The organism is Paenibacillus yanchengensis, assembly GCF_042684845.1.
In the GTDB taxonomy this organism is placed as follows: domain Bacteria; phylum Bacillota; class Bacilli; order Paenibacillales; family Paenibacillaceae; genus Pristimantibacillus; species Pristimantibacillus yanchengensis.
The window spans coordinates 15,687-30,284 of sequence record NZ_JBHUMH010000063.1; the positions used below are offsets into that span (position 1 = coordinate 15,687).

The following is a 14,598-nucleotide window of genomic DNA, read 5'->3' on the forward strand; positions in this document are numbered from 1 at the left end:
CTTCTATAACGTAATCGGCAAACTTTGCCACAAACAAGAATGTACGTTCTCTTTTTTCATATTATAACGTTACTACTCATTTGACGCAATATAAATATTCATCATTTTAATGGACAATTATCCCAACTAAGGTTTTAAGTCTTTGTACCTATATTATTATAGTCATAAAGATGTAAATATTTTTCATGAATCGAGACCGATGAACCATTTATGAAAAGGTAACCTTATCTTTCACAAGTTTTTCAGAAATTTTCTAGTTATCTCTGCTATCATAACAGATACGATGCCTACAGTATGTATTTCATTATGGAGGTGCATTACATAAGAACAATGTGTACAGTAAAGCGCAGTACAATACGTATAGCCTAGTACAGTTGAGTAGGTAAGGTTTATTAAAAATTGGAGGGAAATTGTATGTCGAAAAGTTTGAACCAAAAAACGCTGGCAATTCTAATGGCGTTCTTATTGGTATTTCAAATGGCAGTCTATGCAGGTGTAACTAATGCAGAGACGAACTTGCCAGAAGAAGTGCCGTTGACTGAGATTCAAGAAGTGATTGAAGGTGGAGAAACGACACCTGAGGATGAAGGAGCAGTTGAGGGAGCGCCTGATGAGGGTGCAGAGACTGATGAAACTACAGAAGGTGAGCCGGAAAACACACCTGAAGCTGGAAACGAGGAAAATGCATCAATTAATTCTCTCATGGCAAATGCAAACTCATCTGGAGTTGATTGCACAGAGAACGAAGCTCTTTGTTTCTTCTTGAAAAAAATCAGCTTTACGGTTGATGGCGATCCTGTTGTTACTCTAACAAAATCGAAATATGATGACACAGAATATGTAAGTGAAATTAAAGAAGATTTCGAGTTTAATTATAACGAAGAAGTTACTTACTCTGTAAAATATGATTGGGAAATTTTAGATGGGCACCAATTTACAGATGGTTCCATTAAAACATTGTCATTACCTGAAGGATTTCTTTTTGATGACCTAACAACCCCTGCCAACCTTGAAGTAACTGGTCCAAATGGACCTCTTGTTATTGGAACATACACAGTTATAAACAAGGAAATTATTATTGAATTCAATGATAAAATAACTGATGAGATAATATCAAATGGCGTTGTTACTCTTGAGTCAAAAATGAAAATTGAGAATCAATTTGAAGATTATGAATTGAACTTTTCTGAATATTTTGATCAAGTAATTAAAATACCTGTTAAAAACCCTAATAAAGAAAATTATATCGATAAGTCTGGTTCAGCTCTTCCAACACCAATTAATAGTAAAGAGTTAGAGTGGAAAATTAACATTAATCTTGCTTTAGATGAACTTACTAATGCGAAGTTATTAGAAAAATTGCCCGAAGGAGTTAGCAAACCAACAAGTATTGAAATAAAAAAAATTAATAATCCTTTAGATTCTGAACCTAAATGGACTTATACGCCTCTTGAGCCAAGCAAATACACAAATATAGGATTAGATAACACAGATAATCAAGAATTCAGCATCGCTTTTAACGAAAAATTAACCGATGCTTATCAAATTACATTTAAAACCCAAATTACAGATTCCACTAAGATAAAGTTTAATAATGTAGCTACTTTAATACATTCAAATGACAGCGATGGAAAAAGTGATGATTATGAAGTGAACATTACACGTAGTCCATTGTTTAAAAAAGAAGGTAAAGTAGTAGATAATTCATCTATAGAATGGACTATAACTTATAATGAAGCGCAACAAAAAATAACTAATGAAGAATTTAAAACGATAGTTGACTCCTTTGAAAGTAATAATGAAACAAATACTCATCAATTTGATAGCACAACTTTTGAGGTGTGGGAGAAAAAAACAGGAGATAATAGCTACAAAAAATTACCTAATCATTCTCCATTTGTTTTGAATTCTACAACTGATAAAACTGGATTTGAACTATCTTTAGAAGCTGATGTTAACAGTATTAATAGTTCCTATCAATTCAAGTATAGAACCAAACCAACTGACAACACATATATATTTAATTCCAACACGGACAAATATATAATAACAAACACAGTTAAAGGCGGCGAGGAATCTGCTCCTCCAATAGGCGTGGGTGTTGACTCCGGTATTCTGCATAAATGGCATGAAAATATTGACTATTCCACAAAGTCTCTTACTTGGAGAATAGACTTTAACCGTGAACACTATGATATTAAAGGGACAGATGGGGTTATCATCCTTACAGAAAAACTTCCTGCTGGTATGTCTTTAATAGATAATTCTCTTGTTGTAGGATACAAAGATAAAAATGGTGAGAATCAGAATTTACCAAATGTTAGTTTCGAAACTGGTGCTGACGGTCACTTAACATTAGAACTTCCTGAAGGAAACAGCAGAAAATATAACATTGAGTTTAAAACAACTTTTGAGAATAACGAAGATGCGTACGATAGTAATAATAATTATTGCAACACAGCAGATATGCAATTCAAGCATTCAAAGTTTAATAAAGAGAAAGTATCAGCAACATCTTGTTTTAATGCGCATAGTTATACAGAACACAATGGTTTTAAAGAAACAAAAGGCTATGATGCTACTACGAAGACAATAACATGGGGTATCGTTGTTAACTATAATTCAAAGACAATGAATAATGTAAAAGTCGTCGATATAATGAGGCCTTTTATCATTACTTCTGAACCCCTATTCGAAATTTATGAATTAGATATAAATGCAAATGGATCAATTTCTAAAAAAACAACCCCTTTAAACGAAAAAGACAAAAAAGATCTAATTAATATGTCTTTGAATACAGCTGAACAAACTATAGATTTCAATTTCATAAAAGAAATCAACAAACCTTATTACATTGAATTAAAAACTGTTATTGATGGTACTATTCCAGATGATGGGAAAATTAAAAACAAAGCTACAATTTCTGCCGACGGTTTTGGCGAAAAAACAACAAATGAAGTTCAAGTTAATATTCCTAACGCCGGAAACGAAATCACTAAGCAGTTTGTAAATCAAGAACAAAATAATGCTTTCGTTGCTAATTGGTCCATTATTATGAACAGAGCTCAATCAACAATAGAGACTGCTAAAATTATAGATAAACCTAGTGACAATCAAATCGTTATTAGAGAAAGTATTAAAGTTTATTCTACAGATGTGGATAAAGATGGAAATATATCTGAGGGTAGTATGATCCAATCAGATAGCGATCTATATAAGCTGAACTTTAGTGATAAAGATAACTCTTTCACAATAGAATTCTTAAGTAAAATTGATCGTCCTTTTATCATTAAATATCAAACATTTATCGATGTTGTTCCAAGTGCTAGTGTGACAATCGATAATGATGTTGAACTAGAAACTACTGTCGATCATTCTTATAAAATAAAAAAACCAGTTTCAAAGTCTAACTTATTCCAAGACAATAGCGCCGCTGGTGAATACGGAAGTGCCACTCTTACTATTCATAAAAAAGATGAGCAAGGGCGAGCATTACCTAATGTAGAATTTGACTTAAAGAGAACAACAACTGGAAAAATAATTCCTGGTAAAACTGATGCTTCTGGTACTCTAGTTTTCGAGGATTTAAAGTATTCCAAATATGAATTAATAGAAACAGGATCGCTTCCGTATTATGATCTCCAAGGTGATGGAAAAATCAATATTGCTATTGGTGGAGATACTGAAGTTACTGTAATTAATACTAAAAAACCAAGAATCGATATTACTGTTTCGAAATTAGGAGAGCAAATAGATGGATCAAATGAAGCATTAGCCGGCGCTGAGTTCGAGCTTTATGAAGATTCTAATCCTAATACGTTTATAGCTAAAGGCGTAACTAATGCTGCAGGAAAACTAGTCTTTGATGGAACGACGGGAGCATTAGAGCTTTACCCAGACGTTTCCTATACTTTGAAAGAAGTTACTGCTCCATTTGGTTACACAGTACACGCTGATGTTCCTGTATCAATAGATCGTGATAATAATGTTCCGATCGTTGTCACAAATAAATTGCTACCATATCAAGACATTGTTATCTATAAAGTTCATGAAGGTAACTCAAACAGAGTATTAGAAGGTGCAGTTTTTGAATTGTTAGATAAAAATAATATCGTGAGATATACTGGAACGAGCGATATTAACGGAAGTATTACATTTAAACACGTACCTATCGGACAATATACTTTAAAAGAAACAACAGCACCATCTGGTTATCAATTGTTAAAAGAGACTATTGAAATAACTGTTACTGAAAATGACATAACAATAATTAAAGCACCTGCTCTTGTAGCACAGGATCAAAATACAGGTGAAATCACAGTCTACAACAAACCAAACAACTATCCACCGTATGAACCGGATCCGACGCCAGAGCCAACTCCGACACCTACACCAGGTGGACCAGAGCCAACTCCGTCACCTACACCAGGTGGACCAGAGCCAACTCCGTCACCTACACCAGGTGGTCCAGAGCCAACTCCATCACCTACACCAGGTGGTCCAGAGCCAACTCCGTCACCTACACCAGGTGGACCAGAGCCAACTCCGACACCTACACCAGGTGGACCAGAGCCGACTCCGACACCGGTAGATCCTGAGGTAGAAGTACCGGATGAGGAAGTACCAACAGGAGGAATTCCTGAAATAGTTACTCCACCTACAAAAGGTAAAGTTATTATTACACCTGATGGCAAGTGGAAATACGTTCCGAACCCAGGTCAGAAGGGTAAAGATACGTTTACATTGTTAATCGATGGCGAGGAAGTTTTATTCGAAGTCGATCTTGATGAAATTCCACGTGGTGGAATCGAAGGCGAAAAGATTCCGAACTTAACTAAACTACCTAAGACAGGTCAAGATAGTTATCTAGCTGTTCAATTGGTAGGTGCAGCAATCTTACTTGCAGGTATCGCATTGTTACTTCGTCGCCGTATAGCTGTTAAGAAGTAATCTCCTGCATTTGATCATATCGTTATCATTTGATTAGTAAGTCGAAATGAAAAAAAGGGCAGTCCAGAAAGTCAGTGAAAACTGACCTCTGGGCTGTCCTTTCTTAGTTTTCCTTTTTCCAGAATCGCACCCCATATTTATAAAATGAAAAATTAAAAATAATCCTCAAACTTTTTCTCTAAAGCGATACAAAGGACTAATGCCAATTTGGCAGTTGGATTAAATTGACCTGTCTCAATCGAACTGATTGTATTTCTTGATACCCCAACAAGATCTGCCAATTCTCTCTGCGATATTTTTTTTTCCTTCCGTACGTCACTAATATTATTTTTAAGAACCAACTCTTGACTTTGCATACAACTTACCTCATTTTAAATAGTTTGGATAACATACCAAATGATAAAACCAATACATACAACACTGCTAAATAGACTAAATATTAAAATGTCTTTTTCTCGTGTTTTTTTATAACGGTGAAAACCACCAACAGCTAAAAAGCTAAAGAGAAGTGCTGGCACGTCACCAAATGGAACATCTTTATAAATCTGATATATCATGAAAAGTACTGCCAACACCATCATAACTGAAAAACCCTTAGAGTCAGACACATGATTTAAATGATCGCGTCCTTCATCTTGTTTCTCAGAACGATACTTTTCTAACAACTCATCTTTTTGCATAGTATTCATCTCCCAATTTGCCAAGTTTACTTGTCAAGTGTAGATGAATATTACAACTTCTATATTTGCATCTTTACTGAACATCTGCATAAAAAAGAAGGACACTAGTCAATGAAACCCTGTGTCCTTTAACAATCACCATCATTTCTATTTACTTCTACTATCTCCGCCTACTTCATTGCTTCCGTATCATCCGCAGTATTCTCATTTATGGTGTTTTTCTTTTGTGGTTGTGCATTATTTTTACGCCGACTACTGGTCGTTCTGTTTCGTTTGAATAGATGCAGCCACGTTAAACTATTTTTCCCTACAATTTGGTAGTTGGATTGGGCATGTGGTACGAGAATGACACCCAGTTGATGGTGATCTCCCGCAAATCTTGCTCGCTGGGCAAAGCGTAATTCACCATCTCTATTTAAAATATCTAATTTGCAAAAGGCAGCATTAATCATTAGTGCTTCGTACAATTCTTCTTGATTGTTGACTGCAACATTATTTACTTTGACAATCGTTTCACCCGGTATAATACCAAGCTCGATTGCTGGTGTAGCAGGCACTACTCCTAGCACGTGTAAACCTTTATTATATGGGACGTAAAGCGGTGGTTGAGCTATCTCTTGCATACGAGTCCAAGCTCGTGTTACCTCATGCATAAGCAGTAGTACAACAGCTACAAATGGTAATAGTATTGGCTGCCACCACGCAAGTGTTGCCAACACTAATAGCACAGCACTATAAATGTACAATTGCTTTATGATAGACTGTAATTTTTGTTCTGGCCACTTCGAAATTGTCACTTCACTAAATCCAATCATGACGGGAAAGGCAAGTAACGACCAGCTGGCACTTAATGAACCGCTGAACAACGGATCGAACGGCAACGTTGCTCCCGCAGTAGCTATAGAACCGAAACTTATCGTTGATGCGCCGATATTAGCTGCTGGTACAAGTAAAAACAACGGTATGGGCCAAAATCCTTGCAAACGATAACCGCCAATTAGCTTACCACGTTTTCCTTCGAGAATGAAAGGTGTCGCTAATTTCATCCCTTGCCTACGAATAAATAAAGCTTCTACCAGATGTAATAGCGCTGCGAGTAATAATAAACTTACACCATCTATTGCAGCAAGCGAACGAGCGGCTTGTCCGAGCCAATCTGCGCGCTCCGCCAGCGATGTGAAGGTAATGACGACCCATTGACTCAAAACGAGCAATCCAGCACTATAAGCGTAGCGTAGAAAGCGAATACGAATAATGGATAACAGAGCTGCTGCCCCCCATAACCACCACAGCGCTTCTATAGTTAAAGATGTACCGAAAAATACACTTACTAGCGATAAAATAATTCCCGCTAACAAACCATATATAATCGCTTTAACCGTCAGTTGTTTCCAATCATAAAGTTTAACTGCAAATAATTTCCGCTCTAGCGTCATCTGTCGATAACGAATAAAAATAATAATTAAGATGGCTACATAATAAAAAGGTTGCGTTAACATTTGTAACCATGCAGCACCGATTTGCGCTAACCACTGCATTAATACGTCCACTATGGTCACCTCTATTCCTGGATAAAAAAAGAGCAAAGGTTGGCTTTCACGAAGAAACCAACCTTTACTCTATTCGACACATACCTTCTGTAATCCTGCCTCTTATTTACAATAGAAACTTTTGGATTACTTCGTCGCTTTTTTACCTGCTTGCTTCACCCATTGAATAGCTTCTTGTAATTGACGATCGTTTTTCTCTGCACCAATCCAATCGATCACTTGTTTTTCAAGCGCTGCTACTGTGGGCTTATCCAACATACTTGTCACTTTCAGCTTATTAGCACGTTGGAATTTCGTAATCGCTTGTTCTGTTTTCGTATCAAAATAACCGTCTTCACGACCTATTTCATATCCAATACCTTGCAGCATAACTTGGGCACTGCGAATTTGTTCGCTGAATTGATCCTTTTTAAATGGTTCATCTAACATAATCCGAGCGACTGTGTATAGTGCTGGCGGAGCAACCACTTTGTTTGGTTTCACGCCAACTTCATTTATCCAATTACCTTTTGGTGTCAACCATTTTGCAATCGTCAGCTTCACCAAGCTGTTATCTCCAAGTGCTTTGTTATAACTAACTTGAATCGTACCTTTACCAAAGGTATCTTCTCCAATGACATGCGCCAACCCATTTTCCTGCAATGCACCAGCTAAAATTTCGGAAGCACTCGCGCTACCGTTATTCGTCACCACTGCAATAGGATATGGCTTTTTTTGTCCGCCTTGTGCTTTGGATTGTTCTTTACCACCATCGCGATCTTCCACTTGCAAAATAACACTGCCTGGCTTCATCATTGCTTGCGCCACTTCTACAACCACTTGCAGCACGCCACCAGGGTTATTACGCACATCAATAACAAGCCCTTTTAGTTTCTGTTGCTCTAACTTCTTCAACTCTTCTATAAAACGTTTGCCCGTATTCATGGAGAACTGACGAATTTCAATAACACCGATGCCCTGCTTATCTATACTTGCAAAGACGGTTTCAATATCAATATCGTCGCGGACGATAACGACTTGAATCGGTTCCGTACTGTTGTTACGCAATATGGATAGCTTCGCTTTACTACCTTTTGGTCCACGTATTTTGTCCACTGCTTCTTGCAAAGTTAAACCGTCCACTGACTCACCATTAACAGATAATAAGATATCTTTCGCAAGCAAACCAGCTTTTTCAGCGGGTGAACCTTTGATTGGCGATACGATAACGACTCGCCCATTCTCCATCGACACCTCTGCCCCAATACCAGAGAAAGAACCATCGATTGATTCTGTAAATTGTTTCGCCGTATCATCTTCCATGTAGACAGAATACGGATCATTAAGCGCACCGAGCATACCAGAGATAGCTCCATCCAGTATGTCTTCCCGTTCTACTTTTGTGAAATACTTTGTCTCGATCAATTCCAACACAGCATTCAGTTTGCCCATCTCGGTTTTTGTCATTTGATATGACTGTTTATTCGAGGATGCTGCAACTACCGATAATGGTTGCTTGTTGTTATCGACCAGTTTGTCCGTTACTAACAATGTAATTAATACGGACGCGATCATCGTTGATAGTACCGTAATTAGAACGGAACGCCCTTTAAATTGCAATGTTCTCCACCACCTTCTGTAATCTCAACCTGCCCAACTTCCATATTATATGTCAATTATAGCAAAATTATTTGAGATCCATACCGCATTTCTCTCTCTTCACTACTTTTATTTTTTACCTTCAACTATTTCAAATAACTTCCCGGATTAACTGCTATTTCATTTTTACGTACTTCGAAGTGCAAATGCGGTCCTGTTGAGTTTCCTGTATTGCCAACTTCCGCAATTTTTTGTCCTCGTTTCACCGTATCACCTTTATCTACCAATAAACCGCCATTTTTAATATGCGCATATAGCGTCCATAGTCCATTACCGTGATCCACAACGACAGCATTACCGTAAGTACCCCAATATTGTGATACTATTACTACGCCACCTTCCGCAGCATAGATCGACGTTCCAGTAGGTGCACCGAAATCCATACCAGAATGGACATGACGTTTTTTAGATATCGGATGCGTTCGTGACCCAAACTTTGACGTTACACGATAGCCACTATCGATCGGCATAGCCAACTTACCACCACTATACGGTGTTTTAATCTTTTTCTTTTCTGTTTCTAGCTTCGACATTTCTGCCGCCAACGCCACGAGCATTTTTTCTTGCTCTTCATTAATAGACTCTAGTGCTTCTAACTCTTGATCCAATTCACTAATCGTTGCATTATAGGAAGCAATTAATACTTCTTTTTCTTTTTCTTGCTTTTCCATCGCTACTTTTTGAATCGACAGCTCGGAATAAAGCTCTTGAATATTTATTAATTGTAACTCAATTTCTTTTTGTTTTAATTCCACTAACTCTTTATCATGTTTATGTTCATCTAATATTTGACGATCCTGATGCAAAATAGACTGTAGTGCGTCAAATCGAAACAAAAAGTCAGAAAAACTAGTAGCACTCAACAAAACATCAATATAAGAAACTGTTCCATTCGTGTACATTAGACGCATTCTCGATTGCAGCAATTCATCACGCTCGACAATCCGTTTCTCGACTTCTGTTAATTCCTCTTCCGTCACCGCAAGCTCTTTGTTTTTACCGTTAATTTTAACTTCTGTTTCGATCATTTCCCCAGCAATTTTATCAATCTTTCCAAGAACAGCAGTTAGTTCGTGTTGTGCATCTTCTTTTTTGACAGCAATCATCTGTCGTTTGCCTGCTGTCGCTTTGGCATCATTCGTCGCTTGTTCCGCTCTGCGCTTAGCATCACTTGCCTTTTTCTTAGCTTCAGAAATTTGTTTTTCAATTTGCGATAGCGAACGAGCATCCAAGTGTTCCGACATTTGCACCGATATGCCGATCAGCATTGCGATTACGATAACTAAAGTGGCGAGCCTCTTCATTCTATCTGTCACCTACACTTTCAAATACTTGCGAACCGAAATAACACTACCCCATATTCCGATCAGCGTTCCTAAACCGATTAAGATGAGCGCCGTTATGTACATCGAATCCTGTGGCGCCTTCATTGAAACCATAAACAGCGACAAGTCCATACGGACCATATCATAAAGCTTATCGTACCCTAGCCATACTATAACTGTCGTTAACAATGAACTGAAAAATCCAATCAATGCACCTTCTATAAAAAACGGCCAACGAATAAAAGAATTCGTAGCTCCGACCATCTTCATAATCCCAATTTCTTTCCGTCTTGCTACAATTGTCATCCGAATCGTATTAGAAATTAAAAATATTGCCGTAACCGCTAATCCAATAACAACAACAAAACCGATGTTACGGACTGCATTTGTTATTTTAAATACTTTTTCAACTGTTCCCTGCCCATAATTCACTTTCCAGATCGGAGCTTCTTCCTCTGATACATTTAACGCTTCAATTTGTTTCGCCGTAACGGCAATTATCTGTGGATCATAGACATCGACCAAAAAAGAATCTGGAAGTGGGTTATTATCGTTTTCATATCCTTCCAGCACCTCTCGATTTTCCTCACCCATTCTTTCTTTCAAATCGGTAAGTCCTTCTTCTTTTGTCACAAATGTTACTTTACTTACCTCTTCTAAATTTCCAATCTTATTTTGCACTTCTGTTATTTTTTCTTCTGAAAGGTCTGATGCTAAGTAGACACTAATTTGAATTTTACTTTCAAACTGGTCAGCCATATAATTCATGTTCATTGCTAATAGCATAAATGCACCTAACAGCAATAAAGAAATACACATCGAACTAACCGAGGCAAAAGACATCCATCCATTACGCCAAATGTTTTTGGTCCCTTCCCGAGAATGACGAAGCAGCGTCCTAAATTTCATATCCGTATTCCCCTCTCGCCTCGTCACGTACAATGACACCATTTTCAATAGCAATTACTCGTTTCCGCATATTGTTCACTATTTCTTTGTTGTGAGTAGCCATTACAATCGTCGCACCGCGATAATTGATTTCTTCCAGCAAGTGCATAATGCCCATCGAAGTATCTGGATCTAAATTACCTGTCGGCTCATCCGCTACAATAACAGTGGGATTATTAACGATCGCCCTAGCAATCGACACTCGCTGCTGTTCACCTCCTGATAACTGTGATGGTAAACTAGCTTGTTTGTGATGCAATCCTACTAATTCCAACACTTCCAGCGTCCGTTTCCGAATAGCGCGACGCGGCGCTTCGATTACTTCCATCGCAAAAGCGACATTATCAAACACACTTAATTGCGGTAACAATCGAAAATCTTGAAAAATAACACCAATATTACGTCTAACGTAAGGAATTTTTCTCGACTTTAGTTTTCCGATATTAAAGCCACTCACTGAGATTTGGCCTTTGGTCGGAACTTCTTCCCTATATATCAATTTCATGAAAGTAGACTTGCCTGCACCCGAAGGTCCTACCAAATAAACAAATTCATCACTGTCAATTTGTACCGAAACGCCACGCAAGGCGTGCGTCCCATCGCTGTAAGTTTTCCATATGTCATGCATTTCGATCACACTATCACATCCTGACTTAGTTTCAATACTACTACTTCGACAGTATGCGGCTAATTCCTGCAAATAAGCACTGGATTCTACTTTTTTCACAATTCTAATCTATAGCCATATTGTGAACAAACAGATAAACCAAAAAGACCGCAAGGAACAATTCGCCTTGCAGCCTATCACTGCGTAAACCAGTAACACTCAAATATTCATGCCATATTATTGGCTACGTTTAGTATATTCTTCTATCCATTCTGCGGTATCGGCTAATGCCAATTCTGCACGATTTATTGCTGCTGCTACTTGCTCTTTAGCAGTTCCACCGTATATATTACGGGCATTTACCACTTGTTCCGGCTGTAGCACCTCATATATTTGTCCATCGAACAATTCGGAAAATTGTTGGAATTCCTCTAGCGTCAGATCAAGCAAATATTTTTGCTGTGAAATACAGTACAATACTGTTTTTCCAATTACTTCATGTGCTTCTCGGAATGGTAACCCTTTTCCAACCAAAAAGTCTGCAATATCGGTAGCATTCGAAAAATCTTGCTGGACCGCCCGCCGCATACTTTCTCTATTTACCTTCATCGTCCGAATCATCGGCGCAAACAGCTGTAACGCTCCTTGTAGCGTCTTAACCGTGTCGAACATACCTTCCTTGTCTTCCTGCATATCTTTATTGTAAGCAAGCGGCAGCGACTTTAGAACTGTAAGTAAGCCCATTAGGTTACCGTAGACTCGTCCCGTTTTGCCACGAACTAGCTCTGGTACATCCGGATTTTTCTTCTGTGGCATAATACTGCTTCCTGTACAAAAAGCATCGTCTAATTCAATAAAATCAAACTCTGTACTCGACCACAATATAAGTTCTTCGCTTAGCCGAGACAAATGCATCATGATTATCGACGCATCTGCCAAAAATTCGACAATAAAATCACGATCGCTGACCGCATCCAAACTATTTTCATACACTCGATCAAATTTTAACTGTTCCGCAACAAAATGACGATCAATCGGAAACGTCGTTCCAGCAAGTGCACCAGCGCCTAGCGGCAGTACGTTAATCCTTTTGTAGCTGTCCATTAACCGTTCAGCATCTCGACCAAACATCGCCACATACGCCATCAAATGATGAGCGAACAAAATCGGCTGTGCACGCTGCAAATGCGTGTACCCGGGTATCAACGTATCCAAATGCTGCTTCGCTTGTTCAACTAACGCTTCTTGCAATTGCTGCAACAACTGAACCAATTCCACTACACGTTTACGTAGCCACAAATGCATATCGGTCGCTACTTGATCGTTGCGACTCCGCCCCGTATGCAGCTTTCCACCTACTGAACCAATATCTTCAATCAACGCTTTTTCGATATTCATATGAATATCTTCATCACTGACCGCATACGTCATCTCGCCTGCTTGCACACGAGTCAAGACACGTTGTAACCCTGCAATAATTGTTGCCACATCTTCCGCAGGAACGATCCCTTGCTTGCCGAGCATCGTAATATGAGCCAAGCTGCCAGCAATATCTTCTTCCGCTAATTGTTGATCAAACGAAATCGATGCTGTATATTCTTCCACCAATTGATCCGTCTGTTTCGTAAATCTGCCGCCCCATAGTTTACTCATCGCCCACTTCCTTTCTGCAGCTCTACACCAGCAGAAACTTTCAAACGAAGTGCTTGCAATTGAATAAAACCAGTAGCATCCCCTTGATCATACGCTTGCGTTGGATCAGCTTCCATCGTTGCAATATCCGGATGATACAAACTAACTGGACTTTGAACGCCAGCACCAATAATATTTCCTTTGTACAGTTTCAATCGCACCGTACCACTCACATTTTTTTGTGACTCTGCCACTAATGCTTGAATCGCCAATCGCTCAGGCGCAAACCAAAAGCCGTTATAAACTAGCTCACTATATTTAGCAATCAATGAATCACGCAAATGCATCACTTCTCGATCCATCGTCAGTGACTCTATTTTGCGATGTGCCGTAAACAATATCGTGCCGCCCGGCGTTTCATACACTCCTCGGCTTTTCATCCCGACAAACCGATTTTCGACCATATCGACGCGTCCGATGCCATGCTTACCACCTAGCTCATTTAATCGCTCCATTACTGCAAGTGGCGTTAACCGCTCCTCATTAATAGCTACGCAATTTCCTTGCTCAAACGTTAGTTCCACGTATTCCGCAGTATCCGGTGCCTTCTCAGGCGATACCGTAAGCATATACATCGCTTCATTCGCATCACTACTCGCATCGAACCAAGGATCTTCCAATGCTCCACTTTCAAAACTAATATGCAACAAGTTACGATCCGTCGAATACGGTTTTGCAGCAGAAGCCGTTACTGGTATTTGATGTTCTTCTGCATAAGCGATCATTTCCGCTCTACCCGGGAACTGCGTCCGAAACTCCGCCATTCGCCACGGAGCAATAACTGCAATATCTGGAGCCAAAGCTGCTACATTTAACTCAAACCGTACTTGATCATTCCCTTTTCCTGTCGCACCATGAGCGATCATCGTCGCCCCTTCTGCCCTTGCAATCTCTACCATCCGTTTGGCAATCAAAGGACGAGCAATCGATGTACCTAGCAAATATTGTCCTTCATACAACGCTCCCGCCTGAAACATCGGAAATATAAAATCTTCTGCGAATTCCGCCGTCAAATCGTCAATATATACTTTTGTTGCACCTGTTGCCAATGCCTTAGCTTCTAATCCGTCCAACTCTTCCTTTTGACCAATATCAGCTGTGAAGGCAATAATCTCTGCATCATATGTTTGTTCTAACCACTTCAAAATAATTGACGTATCCAATCCGCCGGAGTATGCTAATACAATTTTTTGCTTTGCCATGATTGC

The 14,598-nt window shown here is 38.9% G+C and carries 10 protein-coding genes; 1 reads left to right on the forward strand and 9 read right to left on the reverse strand.

Annotation, left to right across the window (positions count from 1 at the left end):
* Positions 1–414: 414 nt before the first annotated feature.
* Complete coding sequence (locus tag ACFSTH_RS19065; protein WP_377773629.1) at positions 415–4,950, forward strand: collagen binding domain-containing protein; 4,536 nt, start codon at positions 415–417, stop codon at positions 4,948–4,950.
* Positions 4,951–5,102: 152 nt separating this feature from the next.
* Here the strand turns inward: ACFSTH_RS19065 and ACFSTH_RS19070 are convergent, their stop codons facing one another.
* The 9 genes from ACFSTH_RS19070 to ACFSTH_RS19110 all read right to left on the reverse strand — a co-directional run bounded on the left by ACFSTH_RS19070 (position 5,103) and on the right by ACFSTH_RS19110 (position 14,592).
* Positions 5,103–5,306: a helix-turn-helix transcriptional regulator gene (locus ACFSTH_RS19070; RefSeq protein WP_377773631.1), complete on the reverse strand. Its 204-nt coding sequence runs from the start codon at positions 5,304–5,306 to the stop codon at positions 5,103–5,105.
* A gap of 15 nt (positions 5,307–5,321) precedes the next feature.
* Positions 5,322–5,630 carry a DUF6442 family protein gene (locus ACFSTH_RS19075; RefSeq protein WP_377773633.1) on the reverse strand — a complete coding sequence of 103 codons (309 nt, stop codon included), beginning with the start codon at positions 5,628–5,630 and terminating at the stop codon, positions 5,322–5,324.
* Between the two features lie 170 nt (positions 5,631–5,800).
* Entirely contained in the window at positions 5,801–7,180 is a 1,380-nt protein-coding gene (locus tag ACFSTH_RS19080) for a serine protease (protein WP_377773635.1), read from the reverse strand.
* Between the two features lie 126 nt (positions 7,181–7,306).
* Positions 7,307–8,779, reverse strand: a complete 1,473-nt coding sequence (locus ACFSTH_RS19085; RefSeq protein ID WP_377773637.1) for a S41 family peptidase — start codon at positions 8,777–8,779, stop codon at positions 7,307–7,309.
* Between the two features lie 125 nt (positions 8,780–8,904).
* Positions 8,905–10,122, reverse strand: coding sequence for a murein hydrolase activator EnvC family protein (locus ACFSTH_RS19090; protein WP_377773639.1), 1,218 nt, complete (start codon positions 10,120–10,122; stop codon positions 8,905–8,907).
* 12 nt (positions 10,123–10,134) lie between these two features.
* Positions 10,135–11,052: a permease-like cell division protein FtsX gene (ftsX, locus tag ACFSTH_RS19095; protein ID WP_377773641.1), complete on the reverse strand. Its 918-nt coding sequence runs from the start codon at positions 11,050–11,052 to the stop codon at positions 10,135–10,137.
* On the reverse strand, positions 11,042–11,728 hold the full coding sequence (ftsE, locus tag ACFSTH_RS19100; protein ID WP_377773643.1) for a cell division ATP-binding protein FtsE: 687 nt from the start codon (positions 11,726–11,728) through the stop codon (positions 11,042–11,044). Before ftsE ends, ftsX begins: the two co-directional genes overlap by 11 nt.
* Before the next feature lie 207 nt (positions 11,729–11,935).
* Positions 11,936–13,351, reverse strand: coding sequence for an argininosuccinate lyase (gene argH / locus ACFSTH_RS19105; protein WP_377773645.1), 1,416 nt, complete (start codon positions 13,349–13,351; stop codon positions 11,936–11,938).
* A complete protein-coding gene (locus tag ACFSTH_RS19110) occupies positions 13,348–14,592 on the reverse strand; it encodes an argininosuccinate synthase (RefSeq protein ID WP_377773647.1) in 1,245 nt (414 codons plus the stop codon). Before ACFSTH_RS19110 ends, argH begins: the two co-directional genes overlap by 4 nt.
* Positions 14,593–14,598: the final 6 nt, after the last annotated feature.

Coding starts and splice junctions, on each gene's coding strand:
- ACFSTH_RS19065 (WP_377773629.1), top strand. CDS start 415: ATGTCGAAAAGTTTGAACCAAAAAACGCTGGCAATTCTAATGGCGTTC.
- ACFSTH_RS19070 (WP_377773631.1), bottom strand. CDS start 5,306: ATGCAAAGTCAAGAGTTGGTTCTTAAAAATAATATTAGTGACGTACGG.
- ACFSTH_RS19075 (WP_377773633.1), bottom strand. CDS start 5,630: ATGCAAAAAGATGAGTTGTTAGAAAAGTATCGTTCTGAGAAACAAGAT.
- ACFSTH_RS19090 (WP_377773639.1), bottom strand. CDS start 10,122: ATGAAGAGGCTCGCCACTTTAGTTATCGTAATCGCAATGCTGATCGGC.
- ftsX (WP_377773641.1), bottom strand. CDS start 11,052: ATGAAATTTAGGACGCTGCTTCGTCATTCTCGGGAAGGGACCAAAAAC.
- argH (WP_377773645.1), bottom strand. CDS start 13,351: ATGAGTAAACTATGGGGCGGCAGATTTACGAAACAGACGGATCAATTG.
- ACFSTH_RS19110 (WP_377773647.1), bottom strand. CDS start 14,592: ATGGCAAAGCAAAAAATTGTATTAGCATACTCCGGCGGATTGGATACG.